Origin of the sequence: Roseateles sp. DB2 (genome assembly GCF_051857535.1) — a bacterium.
Taxonomy (GTDB): Bacteria; Pseudomonadota; Gammaproteobacteria; order Burkholderiales; family Burkholderiaceae_C; genus Roseateles_B.
The window spans coordinates 114,988-141,674 of record NZ_JBPZGY010000012.1 but is presented as its reverse complement, the minus strand read 5'-3'; the positions used below and the strand labels follow the sequence as shown (position 1 = coordinate 141,674).

Annotated in this window: 22 protein-coding genes; 8 read left to right on the top strand and 14 right to left on the bottom strand. The window is 67.8% G+C overall.

What is annotated here, in order from left to right; all coding sequences use genetic code 11:
* Nucleotides 1–84: 84 nt before the first annotated feature.
* Nucleotides 85–2,343 carry a PhoX family protein gene (locus tag ACS5PK_RS17345; RefSeq protein ID WP_439441508.1) on the bottom strand — a complete coding sequence of 753 codons (2,259 nt, stop codon included), beginning with the start codon at nucleotides 2,341–2,343 and terminating at the stop codon, nucleotides 85–87.
* Nucleotides 2,344–2,627: 284 nt separating this feature from the next.
* On the opposite strand from ACS5PK_RS17345, the gene ACS5PK_RS17340 reads away from it, so the two are divergent.
* Complete coding sequence (locus ACS5PK_RS17340) at nucleotides 2,628–4,064, top strand: peptide MFS transporter (RefSeq protein ID WP_439441507.1); 1,437 nt, start codon at nucleotides 2,628–2,630, stop codon at nucleotides 4,062–4,064.
* 134 nt (nucleotides 4,065–4,198) lie between these two features.
* On the opposite strand, the gene ACS5PK_RS17335 is transcribed toward ACS5PK_RS17340, so the two are convergent.
* Nucleotides 4,199–6,718, bottom strand: coding sequence for a UvrD-helicase domain-containing protein (locus ACS5PK_RS17335; protein WP_439441506.1), 2,520 nt, complete (start codon nucleotides 6,716–6,718; stop codon nucleotides 4,199–4,201).
* 55 nt (nucleotides 6,719–6,773) lie between these two features.
* Between ACS5PK_RS17335 and ACS5PK_RS17330 the strand changes: the two genes are divergently transcribed.
* On the top strand, nucleotides 6,774–7,190 hold the full coding sequence (locus ACS5PK_RS17330) for a YchJ family protein (protein ID WP_439441505.1): 417 nt from the start codon (nucleotides 6,774–6,776) through the stop codon (nucleotides 7,188–7,190).
* Nucleotides 7,187–7,957, top strand: a complete 771-nt coding sequence (locus ACS5PK_RS17325) for a pseudouridine synthase (protein ID WP_439441504.1) — start codon at nucleotides 7,187–7,189, stop codon at nucleotides 7,955–7,957. The genes ACS5PK_RS17330 and ACS5PK_RS17325 overlap by 4 nt, the downstream gene beginning before the upstream one ends.
* 118 nt (nucleotides 7,958–8,075) lie before the next feature.
* Here the strand turns inward: ACS5PK_RS17325 and ACS5PK_RS17320 are convergent, their stop codons facing one another.
* From ACS5PK_RS17320 to ACS5PK_RS17310, 3 genes are all read right to left on the bottom strand, one after another.
* Complete coding sequence (locus tag ACS5PK_RS17320) at nucleotides 8,076–10,019, bottom strand: CocE/NonD family hydrolase (RefSeq protein ID WP_439441503.1); 1,944 nt, start codon at nucleotides 10,017–10,019, stop codon at nucleotides 8,076–8,078.
* A 69-nt stretch (nucleotides 10,020–10,088) separates the two neighbouring features.
* Nucleotides 10,089–11,177 carry a WD40/YVTN/BNR-like repeat-containing protein gene (locus tag ACS5PK_RS17315; protein WP_439441502.1) on the bottom strand — a complete coding sequence of 363 codons (1,089 nt, stop codon included), beginning with the start codon at nucleotides 11,175–11,177 and terminating at the stop codon, nucleotides 10,089–10,091.
* Between the two features lie 32 nt (nucleotides 11,178–11,209).
* Nucleotides 11,210–11,479: a MoaD/ThiS family protein gene (locus ACS5PK_RS17310; RefSeq protein WP_439441501.1), complete on the bottom strand. Its 270-nt coding sequence runs from the start codon at nucleotides 11,477–11,479 to the stop codon at nucleotides 11,210–11,212.
* 154 nt (nucleotides 11,480–11,633) lie between these two features.
* Here ACS5PK_RS17310 and rarD point away from each other — a divergent pair, with 154 nt between their 5' ends.
* Nucleotides 11,634–12,548, top strand: coding sequence for an EamA family transporter RarD (rarD, locus tag ACS5PK_RS17305; protein ID WP_439441500.1), 915 nt, complete (start codon nucleotides 11,634–11,636; stop codon nucleotides 12,546–12,548).
* On the opposite strand, the gene ACS5PK_RS17300 is transcribed toward rarD, so the two are convergent.
* The 5 genes from ACS5PK_RS17300 to lysA form a co-directional block, all read right to left on the bottom strand.
* A complete protein-coding gene (locus ACS5PK_RS17300; protein ID WP_439441499.1) occupies nucleotides 12,530–13,636 on the bottom strand; it encodes an alpha/beta hydrolase family protein in 1,107 nt (368 codons plus the stop codon). The genes rarD and ACS5PK_RS17300 overlap by 19 nt on opposite strands.
* Complete coding sequence (locus ACS5PK_RS17295) at nucleotides 13,633–14,403, bottom strand: AraC family transcriptional regulator (protein ID WP_439441498.1); 771 nt, start codon at nucleotides 14,401–14,403, stop codon at nucleotides 13,633–13,635. The genes ACS5PK_RS17300 and ACS5PK_RS17295 overlap by 4 nt, the downstream gene beginning before the upstream one ends.
* Before the next feature lie 20 nt (nucleotides 14,404–14,423).
* Complete coding sequence (gene ahpF, locus ACS5PK_RS17290) at nucleotides 14,424–15,989, bottom strand: alkyl hydroperoxide reductase subunit F (RefSeq protein WP_439441497.1); 1,566 nt, start codon at nucleotides 15,987–15,989, stop codon at nucleotides 14,424–14,426.
* A gap of 182 nt (nucleotides 15,990–16,171) precedes the next feature.
* Nucleotides 16,172–16,735 carry an alkyl hydroperoxide reductase subunit C gene (gene ahpC / locus ACS5PK_RS17285; RefSeq protein WP_439441496.1) on the bottom strand — a complete coding sequence of 188 codons (564 nt, stop codon included), beginning with the start codon at nucleotides 16,733–16,735 and terminating at the stop codon, nucleotides 16,172–16,174.
* Between the two features lie 155 nt (nucleotides 16,736–16,890).
* Nucleotides 16,891–18,135 carry a diaminopimelate decarboxylase gene (gene lysA, locus ACS5PK_RS17280; RefSeq protein WP_439441495.1) on the bottom strand — a complete coding sequence of 415 codons (1,245 nt, stop codon included), beginning with the start codon at nucleotides 18,133–18,135 and terminating at the stop codon, nucleotides 16,891–16,893.
* A gap of 106 nt (nucleotides 18,136–18,241) precedes the next feature.
* Between lysA and ACS5PK_RS17275 the strand changes: the two genes are divergently transcribed.
* Nucleotides 18,242–19,195: a LysR family transcriptional regulator gene (locus tag ACS5PK_RS17275; RefSeq protein ID WP_439441494.1), complete on the top strand. Its 954-nt coding sequence runs from the start codon at nucleotides 18,242–18,244 to the stop codon at nucleotides 19,193–19,195.
* A gap of 87 nt (nucleotides 19,196–19,282) precedes the next feature.
* On the opposite strand, the gene folE2 is transcribed toward ACS5PK_RS17275, so the two are convergent.
* The 4 genes from folE2 to xseB form a co-directional block, all read right to left on the bottom strand.
* Nucleotides 19,283–20,077: a GTP cyclohydrolase FolE2 gene (gene folE2, locus ACS5PK_RS17270; protein WP_439441493.1), complete on the bottom strand. Its 795-nt coding sequence runs from the start codon at nucleotides 20,075–20,077 to the stop codon at nucleotides 19,283–19,285.
* Nucleotides 20,078–20,245: 168 nt separating this feature from the next.
* On the bottom strand, nucleotides 20,246–22,168 hold the full coding sequence (gene dxs, locus ACS5PK_RS17265) for a 1-deoxy-D-xylulose-5-phosphate synthase (RefSeq protein WP_439441492.1): 1,923 nt from the start codon (nucleotides 22,166–22,168) through the stop codon (nucleotides 20,246–20,248).
* Nucleotides 22,169–22,192: 24 nt separating this feature from the next.
* Nucleotides 22,193–23,080 (bottom strand): polyprenyl synthetase family protein, encoded by an 888-nt coding sequence (locus ACS5PK_RS17260; RefSeq protein ID WP_439441491.1) that lies wholly within the window; start codon nucleotides 23,078–23,080, stop codon nucleotides 22,193–22,195.
* A 3-nt stretch (nucleotides 23,081–23,083) separates the two neighbouring features.
* Nucleotides 23,084–23,356, bottom strand: a complete 273-nt coding sequence (gene xseB / locus ACS5PK_RS17255) for an exodeoxyribonuclease VII small subunit (protein ID WP_439441490.1) — start codon at nucleotides 23,354–23,356, stop codon at nucleotides 23,084–23,086.
* A 343-nt stretch (nucleotides 23,357–23,699) separates the two neighbouring features.
* Between xseB and ACS5PK_RS17250 the strand changes: the two genes are divergently transcribed.
* The 3 genes from ACS5PK_RS17250 to ACS5PK_RS17240 all read left to right on the top strand — a co-directional run bounded on the left by ACS5PK_RS17250 (nucleotide 23,700) and on the right by ACS5PK_RS17240 (nucleotide 26,643).
* Nucleotides 23,700–24,806 carry an aromatic ring-hydroxylating oxygenase subunit alpha gene (locus tag ACS5PK_RS17250; protein WP_439441489.1) on the top strand — a complete coding sequence of 369 codons (1,107 nt, stop codon included), beginning with the start codon at nucleotides 23,700–23,702 and terminating at the stop codon, nucleotides 24,804–24,806.
* Nucleotides 24,807–24,883: 77 nt separating this feature from the next.
* Nucleotides 24,884–25,792, top strand: coding sequence for a DMT family transporter (locus tag ACS5PK_RS17245; RefSeq protein WP_439441488.1), 909 nt, complete (start codon nucleotides 24,884–24,886; stop codon nucleotides 25,790–25,792).
* Nucleotides 25,789–26,643 (top strand): sulfurtransferase, encoded by an 855-nt coding sequence (locus ACS5PK_RS17240; RefSeq protein WP_439441487.1) that lies wholly within the window; start codon nucleotides 25,789–25,791, stop codon nucleotides 26,641–26,643. Before ACS5PK_RS17245 ends, ACS5PK_RS17240 begins: the two co-directional genes overlap by 4 nt.
* Nucleotides 26,644–26,687: the final 44 nt, after the last annotated feature.

Genomic DNA, 26,687 nt, shown 5'->3' with positions numbered 1-26,687 from the left:
CACCCATGAAAAAGGGCCCGGCGCATCCCTGCACCAGGCCCATTTCACTGGGAGTCATGCCGCCTTCAGCGGCACCGTCATGACTCAGCTTCCGATGACGCCGCCGTCGCTCTTGGTGATGACGATCGTCGCCGAGCGCGGGCGTGCCTTGGCACCGCCTGCACCATAGCCGGCGTTGCCGGGCCAGTGGCTGAGGAACTTGTCAGGGTTCCCGATCGTGGCCGAACTGATGGTCTCGCCCGGGTGCTGGATGTTGACGAACAGGGCCTTGCCGTCCGGCGTCTCGCAGCAGCCCGTCAACTCGCAGTCCACCGGACCCACCAGGAAACGCTTGAGCGTATCGGCCGTAGGCGCCTTGCCGACGTAGGTATCCACCGTCATCACACTGCCGTCCTTGCGGGTGTAGCTCAGCGTCTTCTTGGCGCCATCGCCCACCTTGCCCGGAATGCCGGCCAGCATCATGCAATTGGTCTTGTCCGTGTAGGCACCGTCATCGGTCTGGATCCAGCAGATGCCGGTGGCCTTGCTGAACCAGAGGCCGTCGGGGCTGGACATGTCCTGGTCTGCGGTCAGGGACGACAGATTGACCTTGCTGGCATCGGCTTCGGCTTCAGCGGCGAACAGGTAGACGTCCCACTTGAAGCTGGTCGCCGCGGCATCACCGCCGGTCTCGGCCACGCGCAGGATGTGCCCGTTGACATTGCCCGGCGATCCCGCGGCACCGCCAGCGTAGCTGTCGGAATAGGAGCGAGGATTGGCAGCGTCGACGACCATCTGCGAGCCGGTGGGCTCGACCTTGCGGTTGCTGTTGTTGGTCAGCGTGAAGTAGACCTCGCCGCTGGTCGGATGGGTCGCGCACCACTCGGGGCGGTCCATCTTCGTGGCGCCCACGGCGTCAGCGGCCAGGCGGGCATTGACCACCACATCCGCCTGGTCGGCGAAGGCATAGGCACTGGCAGCCTTGATCAAGGCGTTGTTGATCGACAGCTCGATCCACTCGCCCGAACCATCGGCATTGAACTTCGCCACGTAGAGGCGGCCCTTGTCCAGGTACTTGTCGCCGGTGGCGATGCGGTCGGCGGGATTGGCATCCGCGGCAGACCAGACCGCCTCAGACACCCACTTGTAGATGTACTCGCCTCGCGAGTCGTCGCCCATGTAGACCGCCAACGGCTTGCCGACCACCAGCGCACTGAAGGCCGCGCTCTCGTGAGCAAAGCGGCCCAGGCTGGTCCGCTTCTTCACGGCGGCGGTCTTGCTGTAGCCGTCCACCTCGACCAGGTAGCCGAAGGTATTCATCTCGTTGCGGTAGTCGTCGCTGCCATCGGCAGAGGCGCCCTTCTTGCTGATGTCCCAGCGCTGGTACTTGTCGTCAGCACCGGACGTCTCCCAGCCATGGCGGCTGGCGGCCCCCTGGCTGCGGCCATAGCGCTTCAGGGCCGTCACCGACTTGTCATTGCCGCGGGCGGCATCATCGGTGGCGGAGCGGAAGAAGTAGCCGGACCAGTTCTCCTCACCGGTCAGCACCGTGCCCCATGGGGTGAGGCCCGTGCCGCAGTTGTTCAGCGTGCCGCGAGCAGCCACGCCGGTGCTGCTGTAGCGGGTCTTCATCAAGGCATGGCCAGCGGCGGCGCCAGACAGCACCACCGGCGTCAAGGGGGTGATGCGGCGGTTGAAGCTGGAGTCCTTGACGTAGGAGAAGGTGCCGCCGCCACGGCGGATCTCCACCACCGACAGGCCATGCAGCGGCACCTCGCGATCCGTCTCGGCCGCGGGGCGCGGCAGCGTGTTCGTGCCGCCGTTGACATGGACGAAGGCCGAGGCGCGCTCGCTGCCGGCATGGCTGGTGGCCTCGTGGTTCATCACCAGCAGGGCGCGGTCGCTGGACTTGGGGTCCGGCTTGCCATCGGCGGACAGCCCCAGGTACTCCATGCCGTCATGGTGGTCGCCTGCACGATTGTCGAAGTCACCGTCGCTGCCATCGTTCTTGTAGGCGGTGGCGGCAGCGGTCAGGGGATCGCCCAGTGCGAACAGCACGGTGGCCGTGTAGCCCGCAGGCACCGAGACCGCGTCTGCCGTGGACTTGGGCACGGCGGAAAAACCCAGCTTCTGCAGCTTGGGCACGGGTGCGGGAGCGGGTGCGGGGCTGTTGTCATCACCGCCGCTGCCGCAGGCGGTGAGCGCGAAGCCTCCCAGCATGGCACTGGAAACGCCGCCCAGGGCCCCTCGCAGCAGGGAGCGCCGGGCCATGCGGGCCCCCAGGACGCTCTGGAAGTCCGGGTTGGCGCTGGTGTTGTGTTCTTCGTCCGCCCAGGAAGGCTGGTTCTGGTCTTGCTTGTTCATTTGACGGGATACCCTCGGGTTGAAAGCGCCCCGAGTGTCCCGGCGGGCCATGAAGCACGCATGACCGCCCTGCGACAGATCCATGACAGCGCCGGCGGCGCCCTGCCCTGTGCCTGGCCTGGCCACTGCCGCCGCCAGGGCCGGCCGCGCTCTAACCTGCATATTTCGCACCTCGTCTCCGCATATCGTCATCCAGGGAAGCCTGGATGGCGCTTCGTCCCCAGTTCAGCCACAGTGGCGGACCTTTTAGCAGTAGCCCCCTTCATCCACTGACAAGGCCTGCCATGTCTGCCGTCCTGCCTTCCGAAGCCGCCACCAGCGGCGTATCCCCTCCCGCCGCGTCAGGTGACCGCCTGGACCGTGCCTTCCTGGGCCACCCCGTCGGCCTGGGCTGGCTGGCCTTCTGCGAGTTCTGGGAGCGTTTTTCCTACTACGGCATGCAGGCGCTGCTGGTGCTCTACCTCAGCAATTACCTGTTCCTGCCCGAGAACATCGGCAATGTGGCCGGTATCGACAGCCTGCGCGCACTGATCGAGTCCGTGACCGGCCCACGCAAGACACAGCAGCTGGCCTCCATCGTCTTTGGCCTCTATGCCGGCCTGGTCTACCTGACGCCCCTGCTGGGCGGCATCGTGGCGGACCGCTGGCTGGGCCGCACCCGCACCATCACCATCGGCGCCGCGCTGATGGCCCTGGGCCACTTCCTGATGGCCTTCGACCGCAGCTTTTTGCTGGCAATCGCCTGCCTGCTGGTGGGCGTGGGCGCCTTCAAGGGCAATATCGCCGCGCAGGTGGGGTCGCTCTACAAGCCAGAGGACAAGCGCCGCGCCAGCGCCTTCCAGATCTTCATGCTGGCGGTGCAGGTGGCGGTGATCGCCTCACCCCTGGTCTGCGGCACGCTGGGCGAGAAGGTGGCCTGGCACTGGGGCTTCGGCGCCGCGGGCGTGGGCATGCTGATCGGCCTGATCGTCTACCTCGCTGGCCGTCGCTACCTCCCGGCCGAGGAACCGCGCCATGCCAAGGTTCGCGACGCAGCACCCAAGGCCCCCATGAGCAGCCGCGACAAGCGCCGCCTGGCCCTGCTGGTCTGCATGATTCCGGTGCTGATGCTGTCCATCGTAGGCAATCAGCAATTCAACAACGCCTACCCGCTGTGGGCGCAGAAGCACATGGACATGGTGCTCTTCGGGTGGGCCGTGCCCCTGACCTGGCTGCAGGCCCTGGATGCCGCGACCAGCCTGCTGACCATGCTGGGCTCGATCGCCTTCTGGCGCTGGTGGGCCGAGCGCCGCCGCGAGCCGGACGAGCTGACCAAGATGGCCCTGGGCTCCGCCCTTGCCTGCACGGCACCGCTGCTGATCGTGCTGGCCGCCGGCATGATCGAGCAGGACCATGGCCGCGTCAGCCTGGTCTGGACCATAGGCTACAACCTGCTGAACAACCTGGGCTTCGCCAACATCCTGCCCGTGGGCCTGGCGCTGTACTCGCGCACCGCGCCGCAGCGCATGGAAGGGCTGATGATTGGCTGCTACTACCTGCACCTCTTCCTGGGCAACACCTTCGTGGGCTGGCTGGCCGGCCTGCTGGACGAGATCAGCGGCCCCAGCTTCTGGGCCCTGCACGCGGCCCTGGTGGCTTCGGCGGCGGTGCTGCTGCTGCTGATCAAGCTGGCCTTCGGCAAGCTGCTGGACGATGAGCATGCGAAGCCGGCGACGGCCTGATCTTCAGGTCTGCGCTTGAGTGGGAAATGGCCGGGGAGACCCGGCCATTTCTCTTTCTGCTGCCGTGCGGCACGACGGCGCCACTCGTGCAAGCCGCCCATGCAAGGCTCGGCACACCCGCAGGCGCTCCTCAATCAATCGATCGGCGTCAGCTTCGCCACCGACAGTGCCAGCCACTTGGTCCCATGCCGGCCAAAGTTCACCTGGGCGCGGGCATCCGGGCCACTGCCCTCCAGCGTCAGCAGCACGCCTTCGCCGAACTTGTTGTGGAAGACGGCCTTGCCCACGCGCAGGCCGCCGTGCTCGGCGCCCACCTTGGCAGCCGCGGCCTGCTTCATGGTCTTGGGGACCGGTGCGCCCCCGAAGGACGGCGCATCCTTGCCCTCGCGCTCCTGCTGCCAGGCCGGCGCCTGACGCTCCACCCGGCCCGCGCCCACCATGGACTTGAGCCCCGAGCCCCGCTCCCAGGCCTGCTGGTACTCGCGGGCAAAGCCCGAGCCGAAGCCCTGGTTGCGCGGCGTCAGCCACTTCAGCGCCTCTTCCGGCAGTTCGTCCAGGAAGCGGCTCTTGACGTTGTAGCGCGTCTGGCCGTGCAGCATGCGGGTCTGGCTGAAGCTCAGGTACAGGCGCTGCCGGGCCCGGGTGATGGCCACGTACATCAGGCGACGCTCTTCTTCCAGCCCGTCGCCGTCGGACAGCGAGTTCTCGTGCGGGAACAGGCCCTCCTCCAGGCCGGTGATGAAGACGGCATCGAACTCCAGGCCCTTGGCCGAGTGCACCGTCATGAGCTGGATGGCGTCCTGGCCGGCCTGCGCCTGGTTGTCGCCGGCCTCCAGCGAGGCGTGCGTCAGGAAAGCGGCCAGGGGCGAGACGATCTCGCCGGTCTCGGCGTCCGGCGTGAGGTTCACCGCGGCGATGGCGGGCGGATCGCCAGCGGCGATCTGCCCTGGCGTGAATCCACCAGCGGCCCCCAGCTCATCGACCGGCAGCGCGACGGCATCCTTGCCGAAGCCCTCCTGGGTGACGAAGGCCTCGGCGGCGTTGACCAGTTCGTCCAGGTTCTCCAGGCGTTCGGCGCCGTCCTTGTCCGTGCGGTAGAACTCGGCCAGACCGGAGGTCTCCAGCATCTGCTCGATGATCTCGCGCAGGGTCAGGCCTTGCGTCAGGTTGCGCATGGATTCGACCAGGTTCACGAAGGCGGCCAGATTGCTGCCGCCCTTGCCCGGCACCGCCGCCACGCTCTGGTAGAGGCTGCGGCCACTCTGGCGCGCAGCGTCCTGCAGTTGCTCCAGCGTGCGCGCGCCGATGCCGCGGGCCGGAAAGTTCACCACGCGCAGGAAGCTGGTGTCGTCGTTGGCGTTCTCGATCAGGCGCAGATAGGCCAGCGCGTGCTTCACTTCCGCCCGCTCGAAGAAGCGCAGGCCGCCGTACACGCGGTAAGGCACGCCGGCATTGAACAGCGCCGACTCGATCACCCGCGACTGCGCATTGCTGCGGTACAGGATGGCGATCTCCGAGCGCGCCAGCCCCTGGCGATGCAGGGCCTGCGCCTCCTCCAGCAGCCACTGGGCCTCGTTGAAGTCGCTGGCGGCCTCATTGACGCGTACCGGCTCGCCCGGGCCCATCTCGGTGCGCAGGTTCTTGCCCAGGCGGTGGCTGTTGCGGCTGATGAGCTCGTTGGCGGCATCCAGGATGTGGCCGTAGCTGCGGTAGTTCTGCTCCAGCTTGACCACCCGGCGCACGCGGTACTCGCGCTCGAAATCGCTCATGTTGCCGACCCGCGCGCCGCGGAAGGCGTAGATGCTCTGGTCATCGTCGCCCACCGCAAAGACGCCCTGGCCGCGGCCCGGCGGCGCAAACATCTTCAGCCAGGCGTACTGCAGCTTGTTGGTGTCCTGGAACTCGTCGACCAGCAGGTACTGGAAGCGGTGCTGGTAGTGCTCGCGCACGGCGGCGTTGTCACGCATCAGCTCGTAGGCGCGCAGCATCAGCTCGGCGAAGTCGACCACGCCCTCGCGCTTGCACTGGTCCTCGTAGGCCTGGTAGATCTCGGCCAGCTTGCGGGTCTGCTCGTCGCGCAGATCGATGTCCTTGGGTCGCAGGCCGTCTTCCTTGGCGCCGGCGATGAACCAGCTGACCTGCTTGGGCACGAAGCGCTCCTCGTCCAGGTTCATGGCCTTGATCACGCGCTTGACGGCCGAGACCGTGTCCGAGGCGTCGAGGATCTGGAAGCCCTGCGGCAGCCCGGCCAGCTTCCAGTGCGCGCGCAGGAAGCGGTTGCACAGGCCATGGAAGGTACCGATCCACATGCCCCGCACGTTGTAGGGCAGCATGGCGGAGAGGCGGGTGAGCATCTCCTTGGAAGCCTTGTTCGTGAAGGTCACGGCCATGATGCCGCCTGGCGTGGCCAAGCCCTGGTTCAGCAGCCAGGCGATGCGGGTGGTCAGCACCCGGGTCTTGCCCGATCCGGCGCCGGCCAGGATCAGGGCCGGCTCCTGCCCCAGGGTGACGGCGGCGAGCTGCTCCGGGTTCAGGCCCTTGAGCAGGCCGTTCTGGGCCTCCGAGGCCCCCAAGGCGGGCCGGGGTGCGGGCGCATCGCCGAAGAGGTCGTCAAGGGAATCGGTGCCTGGGGCGTCGTGGGGGTGGGCGGTCATCCGTGCATTTTAGAGAGGCCTCCGGACAGCCCCTGTCAGCTGGCATGATGCCGCCATGCTTGATTCCGCCCCCTGCCCCTGCGGCCGCTGCGACGCCCGGTCCAGGCCCCTGCCCTACGCCGCCTGCTGCGGTGCACTGCATCAGCGCTTTGCTGCCAGCGGCTGCTGGGATGCGCCAGACGCCGAGGCTCTGATGCGCTCCCGGTACAGCGCCTACACCCTGGACCTGCTGGACTACCTGCGCGCCACCTGGCACCCCGACACCCGACCCGCCGTGCTGGCGCCCAACGAACCCGGCCTCAAGTGGCTGGGCCTGCAGATCAAGGCCCGCGCCCAGCAGGACGCGGAGCACGCCGAAGTCGAGTTCGTCGCCCGCTCCAAGCTGGGCGGCCGCGCCTTCCGCCTGCACGAGACAAGCCGCTTCGTCCGCCTGGACGGGCAATGGCACTACCTCGACGGAAACCTGCGTTGAGCGAGGCGCCCGACACAGCGCTCAAGGTGCTGCACCTCGACGAGCACCTGGCTGTCATCGACAAGCCCGCCGGCCTGCTGGTGCACCGCACGGCGCTGGACGCCCACGAGGAGCGCTTCGCCCTGCAGATGCTGCGCGACCAGTTGGGCCGCCCCGTCTGGCCCGCCCACCGCCTGGACAAGGGCACCTCAGGCCTGCTCGTGTTCGCCCTGGACGCCGACACCGCCTCGCAGCTGGGCCAGGCCTTCGAGCAGGGCGAGCCACGCAAGCGCTACCTGGCCCTGGTGCGTGGCTGGCCCGAGGACGCCGGCACGATCGACCACCCACTGGCGCGCGATCCGGAGCGGCCTTCGCAGGGTCAGGTCTTGCTCGAGGCCAGCACCGACTACCGTTGCCTGGCCCGCGTTGCCTGGCCCTTCAGCGTGGACGGCCGATTCCCTGAGAGCCGCTATGCCCTGATCGAGGCCGCGCCCCACAGCGGCCGCCGCCACCAGATCCGCCGCCACTTCAAGCACATCGCCCATCCCCTGGTCGGTGATGCCACGCATGGCAAGGGCGCGCACAACCGCGCGGTGGCCGGGTTCCTGGGCCTGCAGCGCCTGTGGCTTCATGCGTGGACGCTGGAACTTCGCCATCCGCAGACAGGAGAACGCCTGATGCTCCAGGCGCCACCGGGCCCTGAGTGGGCCGACATGCTGCAGCGGGGCGATTGGTGCTGGCTGGCCCCTGTCGAGCGGGTGCGGGACGCACTGAACCCTCGCTGCTGATCGATCAGCCCTCGCTGACAGGCTCGGTGCAAGAAGAGCCAGGAGGCGGGCGCCGCTCCCATCTTCGCAATGAAGAAAGGGCGCCTGGCGACGCCCTTTCGATCGATGGGACGCCCCGTCACCGCCCGCCGTCAATCACCCTCAGCTGCAGCGCCGAAGGCTGCTCCTTCCAGTGGAAAACCTTCTGCGTCGCCGCCTTGAAGTCCTCGGGCTTGGCGCTGCGGATCTGCACAAAGGTCTGGGGATTGCGGTCGATCAGAGGAAACCAGGAGCTCTGTATCTGCACCATGATGCGGTGCCCGCGGCGGAAGGTGTGGGCCACGTCCGGGATGTCGAAGCGGATTTCCTCCACCTGCCCCGGCACCATGGCCTCGGGCTTCTCGAAGCTCTTGCGGAAGCGGCCGCGCAGCGGATCGCCCCGCACCAGCTGCTGGTAGCCGCCCAGCTGGAAGCCCGGGGGCGGCGGCACGTCGGCAATCTGCTCGCGGTTGCGCGGCAGCTCATCGCCCAGGTCCGGCGGATAGACGTCGATCAGCTTGACCACCCAGTCGGCATCCGTACCCGTGGTGGACACGAAGAGCCGTGGGCTCACAGGGCCGGCCACCGTCACGTCCTCTTCCAGCACCTCTGTCTGGTAGACCAGCACATCGGGCCGGGTGGATGCAAAGCGCTGGTCCGCCACCATGTACTCCGGCGGCATGCCCAGGGCCGTGTAGCCGATGAAGGGCACGGGCTTGTTGGGATCACTCACATAGCTGTCGAACTCGGCCTTGCCTGCAGCCGGCGGCGTCCAGGCGAGCTTGCCGCCCGCCTGAAAGTAGAGGCTGCGCAGCTTTGCCTCGACCGGTGGCCAGGCGCTGTACTGACGCCAGACATTGGTGCCCGTCTCGAAGATGCTGGCCTCGGGGAGCTTGGCGTCGCTGCCGCCGCGCAGGTGCTGCTCGAAGAAGGGCAGCAGGATCTGCTTCTGGAAATGGTCGCTGGTCTTGCTTGCGAAGTCGACCGCCCCCAGACCCTTGCCCAGCGTGCGCACCCAGCCGCCGTGGATCCAGGGGCCCATCACCAGCGCATTGCTGATGCCGGGGTTCTGCTTCTCGATGAACTGGTAGGTGGCCAATGCGCCGGCCAGATCCTCGGCGTCGAACCAGCCGCCCACCGTCAGCACAGCTGCCTTGATGTTCTTCAGCTGCGGCCCAACGGAGCGCGCCTTCCAGTAGTCGTTGTAGCGATCGTTCTCGATCAGCTCGTCGAAATAGGGATTGCGCTCCTTGCCAATGGACTTGGCGATGTTGTCCAGATTGCCCAGTCGAAGGAAGTAGTCGTAGGCGTCCTTGCTGTTGTAGTCGAAGCTGGACCAGCGCTTGGGCTCCACCGTGGGGTTGTCCTGCGGCTTGAAGCCGGTCAGGAAGCCGTAGTTGTGGGCCAGCATCAGGGCGCCACCGTGGTAGCCGTCGTCCCGCTGGAAATAGTCCGCGATGGGGGCCTGTGGCGAGGCGGCCTTGATGGCCGGGTGCGAGTCGATGATGCCCGCGGAAGCATAGAAGCCAGGGTAGGAAATGCCCCAGATGCCCAGTCTGCCGTTGTGACCCTTCACATGGTCCAGAAGCCATTGCACGGTGTCGTGTGTATCGGTGCTGGCATCGGCGTCCCTGGAACCCTTGCCGGCCTTGATGGGTGCCATCTCCTGGTAGATGCCTTCGGACATGTAGCGCCCTCGCACGTCCTGGCAGACAAGTATGTAGCCGGCCTTGAGGAAGTCCTCCGAAGGTGCATGGCGGCTGCTGTAGCGGTCCACGCCATAGGGCCCGCAGCTGTAGGGCGTGCGGGTCATCAGGAAGGGATAGCGCTTGCCCGCGGCCTCCACGTCCTTCGGCACGTAGACCACGGTGAACAGCTTCTTGCCGTCACGCACCGGCACGCGGAACTCGTACTTGGTGTAGTGGGCCTTGAGGTCGTAGGGCGCCGGTGCGGCGGCACCGGCAGGGGCGGTGGCTTGCGCCTGGACCTGCAGGGAGAGGCCCAGCAGCGACAGGGCGCAGGGGATGAGGGCGGCTGGTTTCAAGAACGGCATCGGAGGAGGGAGAAAAAGAGGGGGACAGGCGAGGAACTGGACGAGAGGAGCGAACGAGGCTCAGCCCCCTTCGAAGCGAACGGCATAGATGGGCGGAAGCCGCAGGGTCAGGTCTTGCCAGTGATCACCACCATCATCGCTGGCCCACAGGCCGCCGGTGGTGCTACCCATCAGCAGATGCTGCCCGCTGGCGTCGACGGCCAGGCCGTGGCGATAGACGATGTCATAGCAGCCCTGCTGCGGCAGGCCGGACCGCAGCACATCAAAGCTCTGGCCGCCGTCGCGGGTACGCTGCACACACAGTGCGCCGTCCATGGGTACTCGGCATTCGTCCTTGATGGCGGGCACGAACCAGGCCGTGCCGGCGTCCGCCGGATGGGCAGCCACCGCAAAGCCGAAGCTGGACACCGGGCCCTGCAGGCGCTGCCAGCGCCGGCCGTTGTCCGTGCTGCGCCAGATGCCGCAATGGTGCTGGCACCACAGCACCTCAGGCCGGGCCGCGCAACGCACGATGCGGTGAGGGTCCTGCGTGTTCAGCGCGCCCTGCAGCTGCGGCGGCATGTACTCCGCCGCCAGGCCCTCACCGAGCAGTTCCCAGTTCAGCGCCGCGTCTGTCGTGCGCCAGACACCACCGCAGCTGATGCCAAGCAGCAGTTCGTCCGGCCGTTGGGGGTGCGGGCAGATGGAGTGAATGCCCGGGCTGTCATAGCCTCCGCCGAACCACTCGAGCCGCTCCGGGCGGTCCCACAGGCCGCGCTGCAGAGCCCAAGTGGCCCCACCGTCTTCGCTGCAGAACAGGCCGCCGGGATTGGTGCCGCACCACAGGCGCCCGGCATCGCGCTCCATCGACCAGATCTGGACCAGCTTCCAGGCCGGGCCGGGCGCCCCCTCCGGCTGCAGCGGATAGGCCGGTGCTGCCAGTTCGTGCCAGGTCTTGCCTGCGTCATCGGAGGCCTGCACCTTGGCACCGAAATGGCCCAGGTTCAGGCTGGCCAGCAGGCGCTCGGCCGAAGCACCGGCGCCACGCGGAAGCACCATGGTGACTGGATCCCCCAGGAAGCTGACGCCCGCCACGCGCCAGCCGCGTGCCCCCTCATGACGCAGGTTGAAAAGTCCCTTGCGGGTGGCAATCCAGGCTTGCAGACTCATGCTTGGCTCCTTGCTGAAGAGGGCGGCCGGGCTCAGCCACCGGACAGGGCTTGCAGCACGTGTATGAGCGAGGTCGGCTGCAGGACCTGGTCCAGCAGCCGGCGCTCATGCACCACACGGCCATCCACATAGATCACCACATTGGGCCGCAACTGCCCCTGATCATCCAGCACATAGCCGCGCAGCAGTGCATGGCCGGCAAAGGCCTGCTCCAGCGCTTCACGCAGGACCAGCGCCGTGGTCTCGAGCTCGGGCGCCTCGATGAAGCGCTGCAGCTGGGATGTGAAGACGATACGAGGCATGCCCCGCATTAGGCCGCGAAGACCGAGGCGCTCGAAGCGGACTTTCCCGCCATGACTTTGTGCATCCCGCCGCCCAGCACAATGCCCCGCGGCAAGACAGGCCTGATCCGGCCCGCCACAATGCCGGAGCCCAGCAGTACAGCAAGCCCCATTCATGACCGCCTCCCTGCGCCACGGTGTGATCAGCGCCGCCCTCGCCTACGCCATGTGGGGTCTGTTCCCGCTCTACTTCAAGCACCTGGGCAGCGTGCCCTCCGTGGAGGTGGTGGCCCACCGCATCGTCTGGTGCCTGCTGCTGATGGTGGGCGTGCTGAGCCTCATGAAGCGCTGGGCCTGGCTGGGCCCGGTGCTGCGCAGCCCCAAGGTGCTGGGAGCCTTCACCGCCTCGGCTCTGCTGCTGTCGGCCAACTGGCTGACCTACGTCTGGGCCGTGCAGCACGACCACGTGCTGGATGCGAGCCTGGGCTACTTCATCAACCCGCTGGTCAATGTGGCCCTGGGCTTCTTCTTCCTGCACGAGCGGCCCCGGCCTGCGCAATGGGTGGCCGTGGGCCTGGCCGCGGCGGGCGTGCTGTGGCTGACGGTGCAGACCGGGCGGCTGCCCTGGGTGGCCCTGATCCTGGCGGGCAGCTTCGGCGTCTACGGCCTGCTGCGCAAGATTGCCGTGCTGGGCGCACTGGAAGGCCTGGTGCTGGAATGCCTGGTCGTGGCGCCCGTGGCCATCGTCGCGCTCGCCTGGTGGGGCCAGCAAGGCCACAGCGCGCTCAACAGCGGGGATGCCGGCCTGATCGGCCTGCTCGTGCTGGCCGGACCGCTGACGGCTGCGCCCCTGTTGCTCTTCGCGGCCGGTGCGCGGCGCATCCCCTTGGCCACGCTGGGCCTGCTGCAGTACATCTCGCCCAGCATCCAGTTCATCCTGGGCGTGTGGCTGTACCACGAGCCCTTCTCCGCCGCCCGCGTGCTGGGTTTTGGCCTGATCTGGGCGGCGCTGGCCGTCTACAGCGCCGAGGGCTGGTGGCGCAGCCGCCTGCCCTCGGCCCCGCGCCCGGCTCAGGGCAGCGCGCGCTGAAAGAAGGCTCGCGCGTCCTCCAGCACCTGCCGATGCAGGGCCTGGCGCGGCTGCCCGGGCGGATCGGCGCACAAGGCCGGGATGACGGCCTGGGCCCGCGCGGTGCAAACCGCCAGGAAGGCATAGTGACCATAGCCCGCCACCTCATGCCAACTGGCGGCGCGGGCCTGCCGGACCACGATCGCGGCCGTGGCTTGCGGCGGTGCCTGTTCGTCCTGGCCCGAGACGATGAGATGCAGGGGCCGATCCAGCCGGTCCAGGCTGGCCGGGTCCATGAGCCGCCCCAGGACCGGCGCCATCACCAGGCCGGCCTTGATGCGATCGTCGCGCAGGTCCGCCCCGGACTCCTGGCCTCGGGTCAGCTGGCGCAGGAGGGCCGACTGACCGGCCAGCCAGTCGGCGGCGCTGCGGCCCTCGCGCAGCTCGTCCAACTCAGGCGGCAGCGGGCAGGGTCTGCCGGCGAGGCAGGCCTGCCATTGCTCGGCCAGGCGCTCAGGCGAGAGCCGCACGCCCAGGCTGGCCAGGACCGTATAGCCCCCGATGGAGAAGCCCAGGGCGCCAATGCGCTGGCGGTCAATGTGCAGGGCCCATTGCGGGTCCGCCAGCAGCTGATCCAGCACGGCACGCAGGTCGCGCACCCGCTCCCAGGGCATCAGGAAGCCCTCGGCCAGATAGGGCGGCCGGGCGGCGGTGTTGCCGTGATGGTCGACACCGGCGACGACATAGCCCTGCGCCGCCAGCCCGCGCGCCAGCCAGCCCAGGGACATCGCACTGCCGCCCGTGCCATGCGAGAGCAGCAAGAGCGGCCACCGGCCCGGGGCCGGCGCCGCGCCGGGTGCCAGCAGCAGGGGCTCGAAGGGTCCCAGGGGCAGCGCTGCCTCCTGGCTCCCGGCCCGCGCCGGGTACCACAGCGTCAGCGGCAGTGGCCGAGGGATGCGGCTGCCGTAGGCCATGCGCTGCGTGTCCACCCAGTCGCGCTGGATGAGGCCGACCGGATGCAGGGCCTCGCCAGCGGCTCGCGCCGGCAGGCCGGCGGCAAGAGCCAGGACCAGGGCGCCCCACCCCAGCCCCGTGATGAGCAGGCTCATGCGAGGGCCACCGGGATGCAGATGTCGCAGGCGAAGACGCCCGTCTCGGGGTCAGCGCGGCCGTCCACCGAATAGCACTCGAAGCAGGGCCGGTAGTCCAGCTGCCAGCCGCTGCCCGGCAACCAGTCGCGCAGCAGGGCCGCCCAGGCATGGCCGATGTGGTCAGCACGGCCGAAGAATGGGAGCGCGGCGTAGCGCCCTCCGGGCAGCAGCGCCGTGAGTGTGCCCTGGGGCACCGGGCTGCCCGCCGGCACCTCGGTGGCGGCGTCGTAGCGGCAGCGCTCGGGGTCGCTCACCATCGGGTCGTCATGGCTGATGCCGTACTGCACCTGCGTCGGCCAAGCGAGCCGGCGCAGCCAGGGCTGCACCTGCGTCTGCCAGAAGCGCTGGACAGGCAGGCCCAGAGGCCCTTCGTGGCGCAGGTAGGCGATGCGGGCAGGGAGGCGCTCGACCAGGCGCACCTGGGCGAGGTCAAGAGTGGGGGCGTGGCTCATGGGCGCATTCTGTTCAGGCGGCGGCAGGGCCATCTGATCCAGATTGCTGAGCGCCTGATCCAGATTGCGATGTGCCCGCCAGGCCTGGCGCCAAGCCGTAGGGCTCTGCCCAAAGCGATGCCTGAAGGCCCGGGCAAAGGCCTCGCCGGAGCCAAATCCCACGGCCAGGGCCACCTGCAGAACAGGCAGGTCCGGCTGGGTCAGCAGCCGGTGCGCGCCGAGCCTGACCCGGCGCTGGCTGATGTAGCTGCCCAGGGTCTCGCCCGCCAGCAAGGCCTGACCCTGTGCCTTGTTCAGGCCGTGGCCGGCGTGCGGATCAGGTAGTCGAAGGCACCCAGGGCCGCCTTGGCACCATCGCCAGCGGCGATGACGATCTGCTTGAAGGGCACCGTCGTCGCATCGCCTGCGGCGAACACGCCAGGCAGCGAGGTGCGGCCGTGGCTGTCCACGATGATCTCGCCGAACTTGGACAGCTCCACCGTGCCCTTGAGCCACTCGGTGTTGGGCACCAGGCCGATCTGCACGAACACGCCTTCCAGCTCGATGTGGCGGGCCTCTCCCGTGGCACGGTCGGTGAAGCTGATGCCGTTGAGGCGGTTGCCGTCGCCGGTCAGCTCGGTGGTCTGGGCCTGGGTGTGGATGCTGACGTTGGGCAGGCTCTTGAGCTTGTCCACCAGCACGGCGTCGGCACGCAGCTGGTCGGCGAATTCCAGCAGGGTCACATGGGCCACGATGCCGGCCAGGTCGATGGCCGCCTCCACGCCGGAGTTGCCACCGCCAATCACCGCCACGCGCTTGCCCTTGAACAGCGGGCCGTCGCAGTGCGGGCAGTAGGCCACGCCCTTGTTCTTGTACTCGGCCTCGCCGGGCACGTTGATGTTGCGCCAGCGCGCGCCAGTGGAGAGGATGACGCTGCGGCTCTTGAGCACGGCGCCATTGTCCAGTTGCACCTCGATGAGGCCGCCGGGCTGCGCGGCGGGCGTCAGCTTCTCGGCGCGCTGCAGGTTCATGATGTCGACGTCATAGGCCTTCACATGGGCTTCCAGGGCCATGGCGAACTTGGGGCCGTCGGTCTCCAGCACGGAGATGTAGTTCTCGATGGCCAGGGTGTCGTTGACCTGGCCGCCAAAGCGCTCGGCCGCGACCCCCACGCGGATGCCCTTGCGGGCGGCATACACGGCCGCGGCCGCACCAGCAGGACCGCCGCCGACGATCAGCACCTCGTACGGTGCCTTGGCGCTGAGCTTGGCAGCGTCGCGGGCAGCGGCGCCGGTGTCCAGCTTGGCGACGATCTCTTCCACCGTCATGCGGCCGGAGCCGAAGTGCTGGCCGTTGAGGTAGACCGAGGGCACGGCCATGATCTCGCGGGTCGTCACCTCCTCCTGGAAGGCGCCGCCCTCGATCACCACGGTCTTCACCTTGGGATTGAGCACGGCCATCAGCGACAGCGCCTGCACCACGTCCGGGCAGTTGTGGCAGCTGAGGCTCATGTAGACCTCGAAGCGGAAGTCGCCGTCCAGGGCCTTGATCTGGTCGATCACGTCCTGCTCGACCTTGGGCGGGTGGCCGCCGGTCCACAGCAGGGCCAGCACCAGCGAGGTGAACTCATGGCCCAGGGGCAGGCCGGCGAAGCGGAGGCTCTGCGAGGTGCCCAGGCGCTGCAGGCTGAACGAGGGCTTGCGGGCATCGCTGCCGTCCAGGCGCAGCTGGATCTTGTCGCACATGCCGTCGATCTCTTGCAGCAGTTCCTTCATCTCGGCCGCGGTGGCCGAGTCGTCCAGCGAGGCGACGATCTCGAAGGGCTCGCGAACGCGCTCCAGGTAGGCCTTGAGCTGTTCCTTCAGTGCGGCGTCCAACATGGCGGGCTCTCTTTCCTTGCGTGTGTTTCGTACAGATGTGGCCATCCAAGCCACCCTGAAAACACCCGCCGGGGCCGCCGGGGCGCTTTCAGCGTCGCTCGATGCGCGCTGGGAGGGCCGCCAGCCCTGCGGGGCCGGCGGCTCGGGTCTGTCTCACGACAAACGATGGGGCGTCACTGGGGTCAGATCTTGCCGACCAGGTCCAGCGAGGGGGTCAGGGTCTTGGCGCCTTCGTTCCACTTGGCGGGGCAGACCTGGCCGGGATGGCTGGCGACGTACTGAGCGGCACGCAGCTTGCGCAGGGTTTCCTTCATGTCGCGGGCGATGGCGTTGTCATGCACTTCGGCGGTCTTGATCACGCCCTCAGGGTTGATCACGAAGGTGCCGCGCAGGGCCAGGCCTTCTTCCTCGATGTGCACGCCGAAGGCGTGGGTCAGCTTGTGGGTGGGGTCGCCGACCAGGGGGAACTTGGCCTTGCCCACGGCGGGCGAGGTCTCGTGCCACACCTTGTGCGAGAAGTGGGTGTCGGTGGTGACGATGTAGATCTCGGCGCCGGCCTTCTGGAACTCGGCGTACTGGTCCGCGGCGTCTTCCACTTCGGTCGGGCAGTTGAAGGTAAAGGCGGCAGGCATGAAGACCAGCACGGACCACTTGCCCTTCAGGCTGGCTTCCGTCACTTCAATGAACTTGCCGTTGTGGAAGGCTTCAGTCTTGAAGGGCTGGACTTGGGTGTTGATCAGGGACATCGGTAATCTCCGCTGTGGGGTTGTTGGGATGGACTGAATCTTATGGTCATCCCGAGTCCCTTAGCTTTGATTTATCAAATCGCCCCTATTGGCCCTGGCTATTAAGCAGCCCTATCAAACGGAGTACTTGATAGGATTTTCCTGTCACGCAGACTTCAAAGCCCTTGCTCCAGGGCCAGCAGCTCCTCCACCGTCTGGCGTCGGCGGATGAGGCGGACCTCACCCCCGTCCAGCAGCACCTCGGCAATGAGGGGTCGCGAGTTGTAGTTGCTGGACATGGAGGCGCCGTAGGCCCCGGTGTCATGGATCACCAGCAGGTCGCCGACCTGCGCCTGCGGCAGATCCTGGGGCTGGACCACGCCGCCATCGCCCTGGGTGAAGACATCGCCCGATTCGCACAGGGGACCAGCCACCACCGTGGGCCGCAGCGGCCGTGGAGCAGCGTCCTGCGGCACCAAGCTCATGGCGTGGAAGGCGCCGTACATGGCAGGGCGCATCAGCTCGTTGAAGCCGGCATCGACCATCATGAAGTGATTGCGTCCGGCGTCCTTCACGGCACGCACCTCGGTGATGAGGCTGCCGGACTCGGCCACCAGGTAACGGCCAGGCTCGATCTCCAGGTGCAGGGCGTGGCCCAGCAGCGCCTGGGCCGTCTTGCGGGCGCTGTCCCAGAGGCCGAAGTAGTGGGCGGTGTCGACCACAGGGTCGCCCTCGCGATAGGGGATGGAAAGCCCGCCGCCGCTGGAGATCGCCTGCAGGTCCAGGCCCGCGGCCTTCACCTGCTTCACCAAGGCCACCATGGCATCGCAGACCTGGGCCAGGTGGCTGTAGTCCACGCCGGAACCGATGTGCATGTGCAGGCCGACCAGCTGCAGCCCCTGGGCCTTCACCTCGGCCAGGGCGGCACCCAGCTCGGCGTGCCAGATGCCATGCTTGCTGTGCTCGCCGCCGGTGTTGGTCTTGTTGCTGTGACCATGGCCAAAGCCGGGGTTGATGCGCAGCCACACCGGATGACCCGGCGAGCGCGGGCCCAGCTGACGCAGCATGTCGATGGAGCCGGCGTTCACGGGGATGCGGTGCTGCACCACGGCGTCCAGCGTGGCGCGGTCCAGCAGATCGGCGGTGAAGACGATCTCCTGGGCCGGCGTCCCCGGCTGGTAGCCAGCGGCCAGGGCGCGCAGGATCTCGCCGCGCGAGACCGCATCCACCTTCACGCCCTGCTCGCGCATGAGGCGCAGCAGATGGGTGTTGGAGCAGGCCTTCTGCGCGAAGCGGATGGTGTCGAAGGACTTCAGCGCCGCGATGCGCGCGCGGATGGTCGGGGCGTCGTAGGTCCACAGCGGCGTGCCGAACTGCTGGGCCAGTTGCTGGATGCAGGTGGGGTTCAGGGGCAGGGTCATGGTCGGCATCGCCAGGCTATGCAATGAGGCGCAGCATGCGCTTCCTTGTCCATATCCGCAAATAGCATTCCATTCATCATCCATTCACCATTGATATACTTAGGGCATGAACCCAGCGCTGATCAGCCACCGGCACATCGAAATCTTCCGCGCACTGATGCTCAGTGGTGGCGTCAGCGAGGCCGCGCGCAGCCTGCATACCTCGCAGCCCACGCTCAGCCGCGAGTTGGCTCGTCTGGAATTCCTGCTGGGCTATGCCCTCTTCGATCGTGTCAAAGGCCGCCTCAAGCCCACGCAGGCCGCCCTGAGCCTGTTCGAGGAGGTGCAGCGCAGCTATGCCGGGCTGGACCGCATCGTGCTGCGCGCCCGTGCGCTGGCACAGGGCCACGAGACCGTGTTGGAGCTGCTGAGCCTGCCGGCCCTGACCCAGGCCCTGCTGCCGGGCGCCTGCAAGCGCTGGCAAGACCTGGCCCCCGAGGGACGGCTGAGCATCACGCCGCAGGAGTCGCCGCTGCTGGAGGAGTGGCTCAGCGAGCAGCGCTATGACCTGGGCCTGACCGAGCAGGCGCAATCACCGCCGGGCACGCAGAGCGAGCTTCTCTTCGAGGCGGACGAGGTCTGCGTGCTGCCGGACTGCCATCCGCTGCTGGAGCGGCCCAGCCTGGGCCTTGAGGACCTGAGCGGCCAGCCCTTCATCAGCCTCGCCAGCCAGGACCCCTACCGCCAGCAGCTGGACGCCCTCTTCGATGCCGCCGGCATCGCCCGCCGCCTGCAGCTGGAAACGCACAGCGCTGCAGCGATCTGCGAGTGTGTGCGCCGGGGGCTGGGGCTCTCCATCCTGAACCCGCTGACGGCGCTGCGCTTCAGCGGGCAGGGGCTGCAGCTGCGCCGGCTGCGGGTGTCGGTGCCTTACCGGGTCTACACCGTGCAGGCCATGTTGCGCAGCCGGCACGCCCTGCTGGCCCCCCTGCTCGACAGCCTGCGTGCCGAGGCCCGGGCGCTGTCGCAACTGCTGGAGCAGGACCTGCGCCGCACCGGCCCATCTTCGCCAGCCGGCTGAATGACAAAAGCCCGCTTTCGCGGGCCTGGATGCTCAGGGCGGGGCTGAACAGTGGATGCCGTAGCGCAGGCTTCTGTCGCACAGGCCTCAGGAGCGCTCGATGCAGGCGTAGGCGCTGTGGTTGTGGATGGACTCGAAGTTCTCCACCTCGGCCCGGTAAGCGCCGATGCGCGGCTCGGCATTGAGGCGCAGGGCCACGTCGCGCACCAGGTCCTCGACGAACTTGGGGTTCTCGTAGGCGTGCTCGGTGATCCACTTCTCGTCGGCCCGCTTCAGCAAGGGCCAGATCTCGCTGGAGGCACTCAGCTCGGCGGCACGCACCAGCTCGGCCAGGCCCAGGCTGTCGTCCAGCAACTCGACGCGGATGGTCACCAGCGAGCGCTGGTTGTGGGCGCCGTAGTCGGAGATTTCCTTGGAGCAGGGGCACAGGCTCTTCACCGGCGCGGCGACCTCCAGCCAGACGCGACTGCAACCATCGCGGGTCTCGGTGATGAAGGCGCCCTGATAGTCCAGCAGGCTTTCGATGCCGGAAACCGGCGCGCGCTTGCGCAGGAAGAAGGTGAACCGCACCTCGATGCGACCATCCCTTGCCTCCAGCCTGGCCAGCATGTCCTCGTGCAGGCCGCGCAGCACGGCGGCATCCAGCGGCTGCTTCAGCGCATCCAGCCAGGCCACAAAGCGGGACATATGGGTGCCCTTCTTCTCGGCGGGCAGCATCACGTCCAGGGCCCAGGTGCCGACGGTGGGCTGGGTATCACGGTCCAGGCGCAGCTGCAGCGGATAGCGCACATCCTTGACGCCGACGCGTTGGATCACGAGATGGCGCTCGTCGCGCTCGCTCTGGGTGTCGGGGATGTGAAGACTGCTGGTGACTTGGTTCATAAGCTGGGAATACGGCCGGCCAGGAGAAGCACCGGAAGCCGCAAGCATGACACGGCCCGAGGAAACCCGTGCGGGCAAGGTCTCTAAAAACGCCTGTGCCGTGACATCAGGCGGCGGTGACGGCGCCCCCTGGCGCAGGGGCGAGCCGCACGACGCCGGCCTGCCCGCTCACTCGTTCACGGCCGGGCGCAGGAGCTCGGGCCGGGCGCCGAAACGCTGCAGGATGGACTGGACGATGCCGGCCGCGTCCAGCCCGCACATGGCCATCAGCTTGGCCGGATCGCCATGCTCGACGAACTGGTCCGGCAGGCCCAGTTGCAGCACCGGCAGGTTCAGGCCCATGGACTGCAGGGCTTCCATCACGGCACTGCCCGCGCCACCCATGACGCAGCCTTCCTCGATCGTCACCAGGGCGTCGTGGCTCTCTGCCAGTTGCCGGACCAGCTCGACGTCCAGGGGCTTCACGAAGCGCATATTGGCCACGCTGGCATCCAACTGCTCGGCGGCCTGCAGGGCTGGGTACAGCACGGTGCCGAAGGCCAGGATGGCGATGCGCGGCGCACCTGCACGGCCCTGGGCCTTGCCGGATTCGCGGCGGATCTCCCCCTTGCCCCAGGGCCAGGCCTGCATGTCCTTCTGGATCTCGGTGCCCACGCCAGAGCCGCGCGGGTAGCGCACTGTCACCGGGCCCTCGTGCTGGTAGCCGGTATAGAGCGCCTGACGGCATTCGTTTTCGTCGGCTGGCGTCAGCACGCTCATCAAGGGAATGCAGCGGGTGAAGGCAATGTCGTAGTTGCCGGCATGCGTGGCACCATCGGCGCCGACCAGGCCTGCGCGGTCCAGGGCGAAGAGCACGTCCAGGTTCTGCAGGGCGACGTCATGAATCAGCTGGTCGTAGGCGCGCTGCAGGAAGGTCGAGTAGATCGCCACCACCGGCTTCAGGCCCTCGCAGGCCAGACCGGCGGCGAAAGTCACCGAATGCTGCTCGGCGATGCCGACGTCGTGGTAGCGCGTGGGGAAGCGCTTGTGGAACTCGACCATGCCCGAGCCCTCACGCATGGCCGGCGTGATGCCCACCAGACGCGGGTCCTGCTCGGCCATGTCGCACAGCCACTCGCCGAAGATCTGCGTGAAGGTCGGCTTGGCCGGCGTGGCGGACTTGACGAAGCCCACAGCCGGGTCGAACTTGCCCGAGGCGGCGTGGTACTTGACCGGGTCAGCCTCGGCCAGCTTGTAGCCGGCACCCTTCTTGGTCACCACGTGCAGGAACTGCGGGCCGCCGCGGTCGCGCAGGTTCTCCAGTGTGGGGATCAGGGAGTCGAGGTCGTGGCCGTCAATGGGGCCGACGTAGTTGAAGCCGAATTCCTCGAAGATGGTGCCGGGCACCACCATGCCCTTGGTGTGCTCCTCGAAACGGCGGGCGAATTCGTACAGAGGCGTGTTCTTGAGCACGCTCTTGGCACCCTCGCGGGCGGCGGCGTAGAAGCTGCCGCTCATCAGGCGGGCCAGGTACTTGTTCAGGGCGCCAACGGGCGGGCTGATCGACATGTCGTTGTCGTTCAGGATCACCAGCACGTCGCCCATCAGGCCGCCATGGGCGACGCCCGCGTTGTTGAGGGCCTCGAAGGCCATGCCCGCGGTCATGGCGCCATCACCGATGATGGCCACGGCCTTGCGGTTCTCGCCCTTGATCTTGGCGGCCATGGCCATGCCGTGCGCCGCGGAGATCGAGGTAGAGGAATGGCCGGTGCCGAAGGTGTCGTACTCGCTCTCGTCACGGCGCGGGAAGCCGCTGATGCCACCCAGCTGACGCAGGCCCGGCATGCGGTCGCGACGGCCCGTCAGCACTTTGTGCGGATAGGTCTGGTGGCCCACGTCCCAGACCAGGCGGTCCTCCGGCGTGTTGAAGACGTAATGCAGCGCGACCGTCAGCTCGACCGTGCCCAGATTGGAGCCCAGATGGCCGCCGGTCTTGGACACGCTCTCCAGCACATAGGCGCGCAGTTCGTCAGCCAGCGGCTTGAGCTGCGCGCGCGGCAGGCGGCGCAGGTCGGCGGGGCTGTCGATGGTCTGCAGCAAGGGAAAGCTCATGGGGAACCCTGCTTTTCTTGGGGGTCAGTTATCGCGGTCCACGACCTTGTCGGCCAGCACGCTGAGCCAGGCCGTGTTCTCGAGGCCGCTGGCGGCCAGCGCCGCATGGGCCTGGGTGCGCAGCTGTGCGGCGTAGGTGCGGGCCCCCTCCAGGCCGAGGAGGCTCACATACGTGGGCTTGTCGCAGGCCTGGTCCTTGCCGGCGGTCTTGCCCAGCACGGTGGAGTCCTGGGTAACGTCGAGGATGTCATCAACCACCTGGAAAGCGAGGCCCAAGGCCGCGCCGTAGTCGCTCAGAGCCTGCCAGGCGGCGCCAGAGACATCGCCGCAGGCGGCACCCATCAGAACGCTGGCCTGCAGCAGCACGCCCGTCTTGCGGCGGTGCATGTCGCGCAGCGTGTCTTCGGTCAGCGCCTTGCCGATGCTGGCGAGGTCGATGGCCTGCCCGCCCGCCATGCCGGCGTGGCCGGAGGCCCGCGCGAGGAGGCGGCACAGGCGCGCCTGCAGCGGGGCATCCATGCCGCCGTCAGGGGTGAGTACCTCAAAGGCCAGGGCCTGCATCGCATCGCCGGCCAGCATGGCCTGCGCCTCGCCGAACTGCACGTGCACGGTGGGCTTGCCACGGCGCAGCACGTCGTTGTCCATGCAGGGCATGTCGTCATGGACCAGCGAGTAGGCGTGGATCAGCTCGACGGCGCAGGCTGCACGCAGCGCGGCCTCGCCCTGTGCCGAAGCCGCCTCGGCGGCCCCCAGCACCAGCAGCGGCCGCAGCCGCTTGCCGGCGCCCAGCACGGCATATCGCATGGCCTCGCCCAGGCCGGCCGGGGCATCAGCCGGCGTCCATTCATCCAATGCCTGTTCTACCTGCGCCAGACTGCGCGCGGCCCATTGATCAAACACGCCTGCATCCATTCCTTATTCGTCCTCCCACGGACGCATTTCGCCCGTTTCCAGGACCTTGACCTGCTGTTCAACGGCCTGCAGGCGGTCCCGGCACAGGGCCAGGAGCTCGGCGCCCCGACGGTAACTGTCAAGTAACTGGTCCAAAGGCAGCTGCCCCGCCTCCATGGCAGCCACGAGTCGCTCCAGCTCGTCGAGCGCCTGCTCGTAGCTGAGGTCCTGGGCGATGCCGGTTCCATCTGGCGAGGCGCCGGATGCCGGACGGGGAGTCGCTGTGGCTTTGCTCATAAAAATGCGAAAGGCGCATTGTAGTGGGGTACCAACAAGCCCTGGTCCGAGTGGACTGGAGCAATGTAACCAGAGCGCTTAGGCGAAAGGCCCTGCTCATTGATCCTGCTCAGCAAGCGGACATCCCGCTCCCCGGGTACAATCCCGCCCTCGCCCGCTACCCCCAGGGGTGGCGGACCTCGGGAGCCCGGCCATCGCATCACGGCGCAGCACATCACACCGCTGCGCGCCGCAGCGAGATTGGCCGGGCTTTTTGACACAAACCCGGACCCGCACCTGAAGCAGATGCCCTGATGACGGGCCCGGGGGGTTGACATTGGTTTCTTGGAGACCCTCTTGGATCATGTCCGACCTGAGCCTCACTCTCTCAGCGCTTGACAGCAGCACCACCCAGCTGCACGTTTCCTCCTACTTCGACGAGGGCTTGTTCCGCAGGGAACTCGAACTCATCTTCCAGCAAGGCCCTCGCTACCTTGGCCACGCCCTGAGCGTGCCCGAGGTTGGCGACTACTACGCACTGCCCCAGGAGGGCGAGGGCCGCGCGCTCGTGCGCACGCCGGAAGGCATCGAGCTGATCTCCAACGTCTGCCGGCATCGTCAGGCGGTGATGCTGCGCGGCCGTGGCAACACGAGGAGCAACATCGTCTGTCCGCTGCACCGCTGGACCTACGACCTCAAGGGCACCCTGGTCGGCGCCCCGCACTTCGACCATGACCCCTGCCAGCACCTGAACCGCTACAAGCTGCGCGAATGGAACGGCCTGCTGTTCGAGGACAACGGCCGGGACATCGCCGGCGAGCTGTCCCGCATCGCCAAGGCCCGGGACCTGGACTTCAGCGGCTACGTGCTGGACAAGGTCCAGGTGCACGAGTGCGACTACAACTGGAAGACCTTCATCGAGGTCTATCTGGAGGACTACCACGTCGGGCCCTTCCATCCCGGTCTGGGCCAGTTCGTGACCTGCGACGACCTCGCCTGGGAGTTCGGCAGCAACCATTCGGTGCAGACCGTCGGCATCCACAGGGACCTGAAGACCCCGGGCTCGCCCGTCTACAAGAAGTGGCACGAACAGGTGCTCGGCTTCCGCGACGGCCAGCCGCCCGAGCAGGGCGCAATCTGGCTGACGCTGTATCCGCACATCATGGTCGAGTGGTACCCGCATGTGCTGGTGGTCTCCACGCTGCACCCCAAGGGTCCGCAGAAGACGACCAACATCGTCGAGTTCTACTACCCCGAGGAAATTGCCGCCTTCGAGCGCGACTTCGTCGAAGCCAATCAGGCCGCCTACATGGAGACCTGCATCGAGGACGACGAGATCGCGCTGCGCATGGACTGGGGCCGCAAGGCCCTGATGGACCGCGGCGACAACGAGGTCGGTCCCTACCAGAGCCCCATGGAGGACGGCATGAAGCACTTCCATGAGTGGTACCGCCGCGAAATGAAGTTCTGACGCCCCGACGTTCACCAACCGCCCAACGGCCCCGCGCCCTGGGCGGTTTTTTCATTGCCAGCAACATCCGCCACACGATGCCCGCTTCCCTCATGATGGCCCTGGCCACCCTGCTCTTCGCCACCATGGGCGTGTGCGTCAAGCTGGCTTCGGCCGAGTACAGCTCGGGCGAGATCGTCATGTACCGCGGCCTGGTCGGGGTGAGCCTGGTGGGCGGCCTGGTACTGGCTCGTCGCCTGAGCCTGCGCACTGCGGTGCCGGCCATGCACTTCTGGCGCGGTCTGTCGGGGGTGGTGGCGCTGTCGCTGTGGTTCTACGCCATCGGAAAGCTGCCCCTGCCCACGGCCATGACGCTGAACTACATGTCCTCGGTCTGGATGGCGCTGTTCCTGATCGGCGGCGCCGTGATGCTGGGCGGCCGGCAGGTCGACGGCCGGCTGGTCGCCAGCGTGCTGGTGGGCTTTCTGGGCGTGGCCCTGGTGCTGCGCCCCAGCATGCAGCAGGACCAGGCCTGGTACGGGCTGGTGGGCCTGCTGTCGGGCATGCTGTCGGCCATGGCCTATCTGCAGGTGACGGCCCTGGGCCGAGCCGGTGAACCGGAGTACCGCATCGTCTTCTACTTCTCCTGCGGCGGCGCCGTGGCCGGCGCGCTGATCAATGGCGTGCAGCAGTGGGGTCAGCCCCAGGCCTGGCATGCACACAGCCCGCGCGGTCTGGCCCTGCTGCTGGCCGTGGGCCTGCTGGCCACCGCGGCCCAACTGCTGATGACGGCCGCCTACCGCAAGGGTCGCACCCTGGTGAACGCCAGCCTGCAGTACCTGGGCATCGTCTTCTCCTGCCTTTACGGCGTCTGGATCTTCCAGGAACGACTGGACCCGGCTGCGATACTGGGCATGCTGCTGATCGTTGGCGCCGGCCTTGCGGCCACGCTGCTGCGCGCCCGCAGCCTTTCTTCTGACAGCCCGCAAAGCACGACCGAATCATGAGCCACACCACTCTCATCAGTGCCAAGGAACTGCAGGCCCTGCAGGCCGCTGCCCGCCCGCTCCTGCTGCTGGACCTCAGCTTCGACCTGGCAGACACCGCTGCCGGCGAACGCGCCTACGCCCAGGGCCATCTGCCCGGTGCGCACTACCTGCATCTGGACCGCGACCTCAGCGGCCCAAAGGCCGGCGAGGGTCAGGTCTTCACCGGCCGCCATCCCCTGCCCGATCCAGCCGTCTTTGCGCAGCGCCTGGCAGCCCTCGGGCTGGACGCCGGCATGCAGGTCGTCGCCTATGACGGCCAGGGCGGCATGTACGCCGCCCGCGTCTGGTGGATGCTGCGCTGGCTGGGTCACGAAGCCGTGGCCGTGCTGGATGGCGGGCTCGCAGCCTGGCAGGCGGCCGGCGGCGCGCTAAGCGCAGAGTCGCCCGCAACGCGGGCCGGCAGCTTCCAGGCCAGCGCCTCCCTGGCCTCCTCGATCGATGCCGACGCCCTGCAGGCCCAGCTGGGCCGCGTGCGCCTGCTGGACGCGCGAGCCGGCGAGCGCTTCCGCGGCGAGGTCGAGCCCCTGGACAGGCAGGCCGGCCACATCCCTGGCGCCCTGAACCGCTTCTTCAAGGACAACCTCCAGGCCGACGGCCGCTTCAAGCCGGCCGATGCCCTGCGTGCCGATTTCCAGGCCCTGCTGCCCCCCTTCGCCGCCTCGGAGGTCGTGCACCAGTGCGGCTCCGGCGTCACGGCCTGCCACAACCTGCTGGCCATGGAGCATGCGGGGCTGCGTGGCTCGAGGCTCTATCCGGGCTCGTGGAGCGAATGGTCGGCCGACCCGCGCCGCCCGGTGGCCCAGGGCTGAGCCCCTGGCGCCCGCGCGGCGATGCACGCCCGAGTCTTGACATA

Coding starts and splice junctions, on each gene's coding strand:
- ACS5PK_RS17315 (WP_439441502.1), bottom strand. CDS start 11,177: ATGAGTCTGCAAGCCTGGATTGCCACCCGCAAGGGACTTTTCAACCTG.
- ACS5PK_RS17340 (WP_439441507.1), top strand. CDS start 2,628: ATGTCTGCCGTCCTGCCTTCCGAAGCCGCCACCAGCGGCGTATCCCCT.
- ACS5PK_RS17345 (WP_439441508.1), bottom strand. CDS start 2,343: ATGAACAAGCAAGACCAGAACCAGCCTTCCTGGGCGGACGAAGAACAC.
- xseB (WP_439441490.1), bottom strand. CDS start 23,356: ATGAGCAAAGCCACAGCGACTCCCCGTCCGGCATCCGGCGCCTCGCCA.
- ACS5PK_RS17310 (WP_439441501.1), bottom strand. CDS start 11,479: ATGCCTCGTATCGTCTTCACATCCCAGCTGCAGCGCTTCATCGAGGCG.
- lysA (WP_439441495.1), bottom strand. CDS start 18,135: ATGACCCTGCCCCTGAACCCCACCTGCATCCAGCAACTGGCCCAGCAG.
- ACS5PK_RS17330 (WP_439441505.1), top strand. CDS start 6,774: ATGCTTGATTCCGCCCCCTGCCCCTGCGGCCGCTGCGACGCCCGGTCC.
- ACS5PK_RS17245 (WP_439441488.1), top strand. CDS start 24,884: ATGCCCGCTTCCCTCATGATGGCCCTGGCCACCCTGCTCTTCGCCACC.
- folE2 (WP_439441493.1), bottom strand. CDS start 20,077: ATGAACCAAGTCACCAGCAGTCTTCACATCCCCGACACCCAGAGCGAG.
- dxs (WP_439441492.1), bottom strand. CDS start 22,168: ATGAGCTTTCCCTTGCTGCAGACCATCGACAGCCCCGCCGACCTGCGC.
- ACS5PK_RS17240 (WP_439441487.1), top strand. CDS start 25,789: ATGAGCCACACCACTCTCATCAGTGCCAAGGAACTGCAGGCCCTGCAG.
- ahpF (WP_439441497.1), bottom strand. CDS start 15,989: ATGTTGGACGCCGCACTGAAGGAACAGCTCAAGGCCTACCTGGAGCGC.
- ACS5PK_RS17250 (WP_439441489.1), top strand. CDS start 23,700: ATGTCCGACCTGAGCCTCACTCTCTCAGCGCTTGACAGCAGCACCACC.
- ACS5PK_RS17260 (WP_439441491.1), bottom strand. CDS start 23,080: ATGGATGCAGGCGTGTTTGATCAATGGGCCGCGCGCAGTCTGGCGCAG.
- ACS5PK_RS17275 (WP_439441494.1), top strand. CDS start 18,242: ATGAACCCAGCGCTGATCAGCCACCGGCACATCGAAATCTTCCGCGCA.
- ahpC (WP_439441496.1), bottom strand. CDS start 16,735: ATGTCCCTGATCAACACCCAAGTCCAGCCCTTCAAGACTGAAGCCTTC.
- ACS5PK_RS17335 (WP_439441506.1), bottom strand. CDS start 6,718: ATGACCGCCCACCCCCACGACGCCCCAGGCACCGATTCCCTTGACGAC.
- ACS5PK_RS17300 (WP_439441499.1), bottom strand. CDS start 13,636: ATGAGCCTGCTCATCACGGGGCTGGGGTGGGGCGCCCTGGTCCTGGCT.
- rarD (WP_439441500.1), top strand. CDS start 11,634: ATGACCGCCTCCCTGCGCCACGGTGTGATCAGCGCCGCCCTCGCCTAC.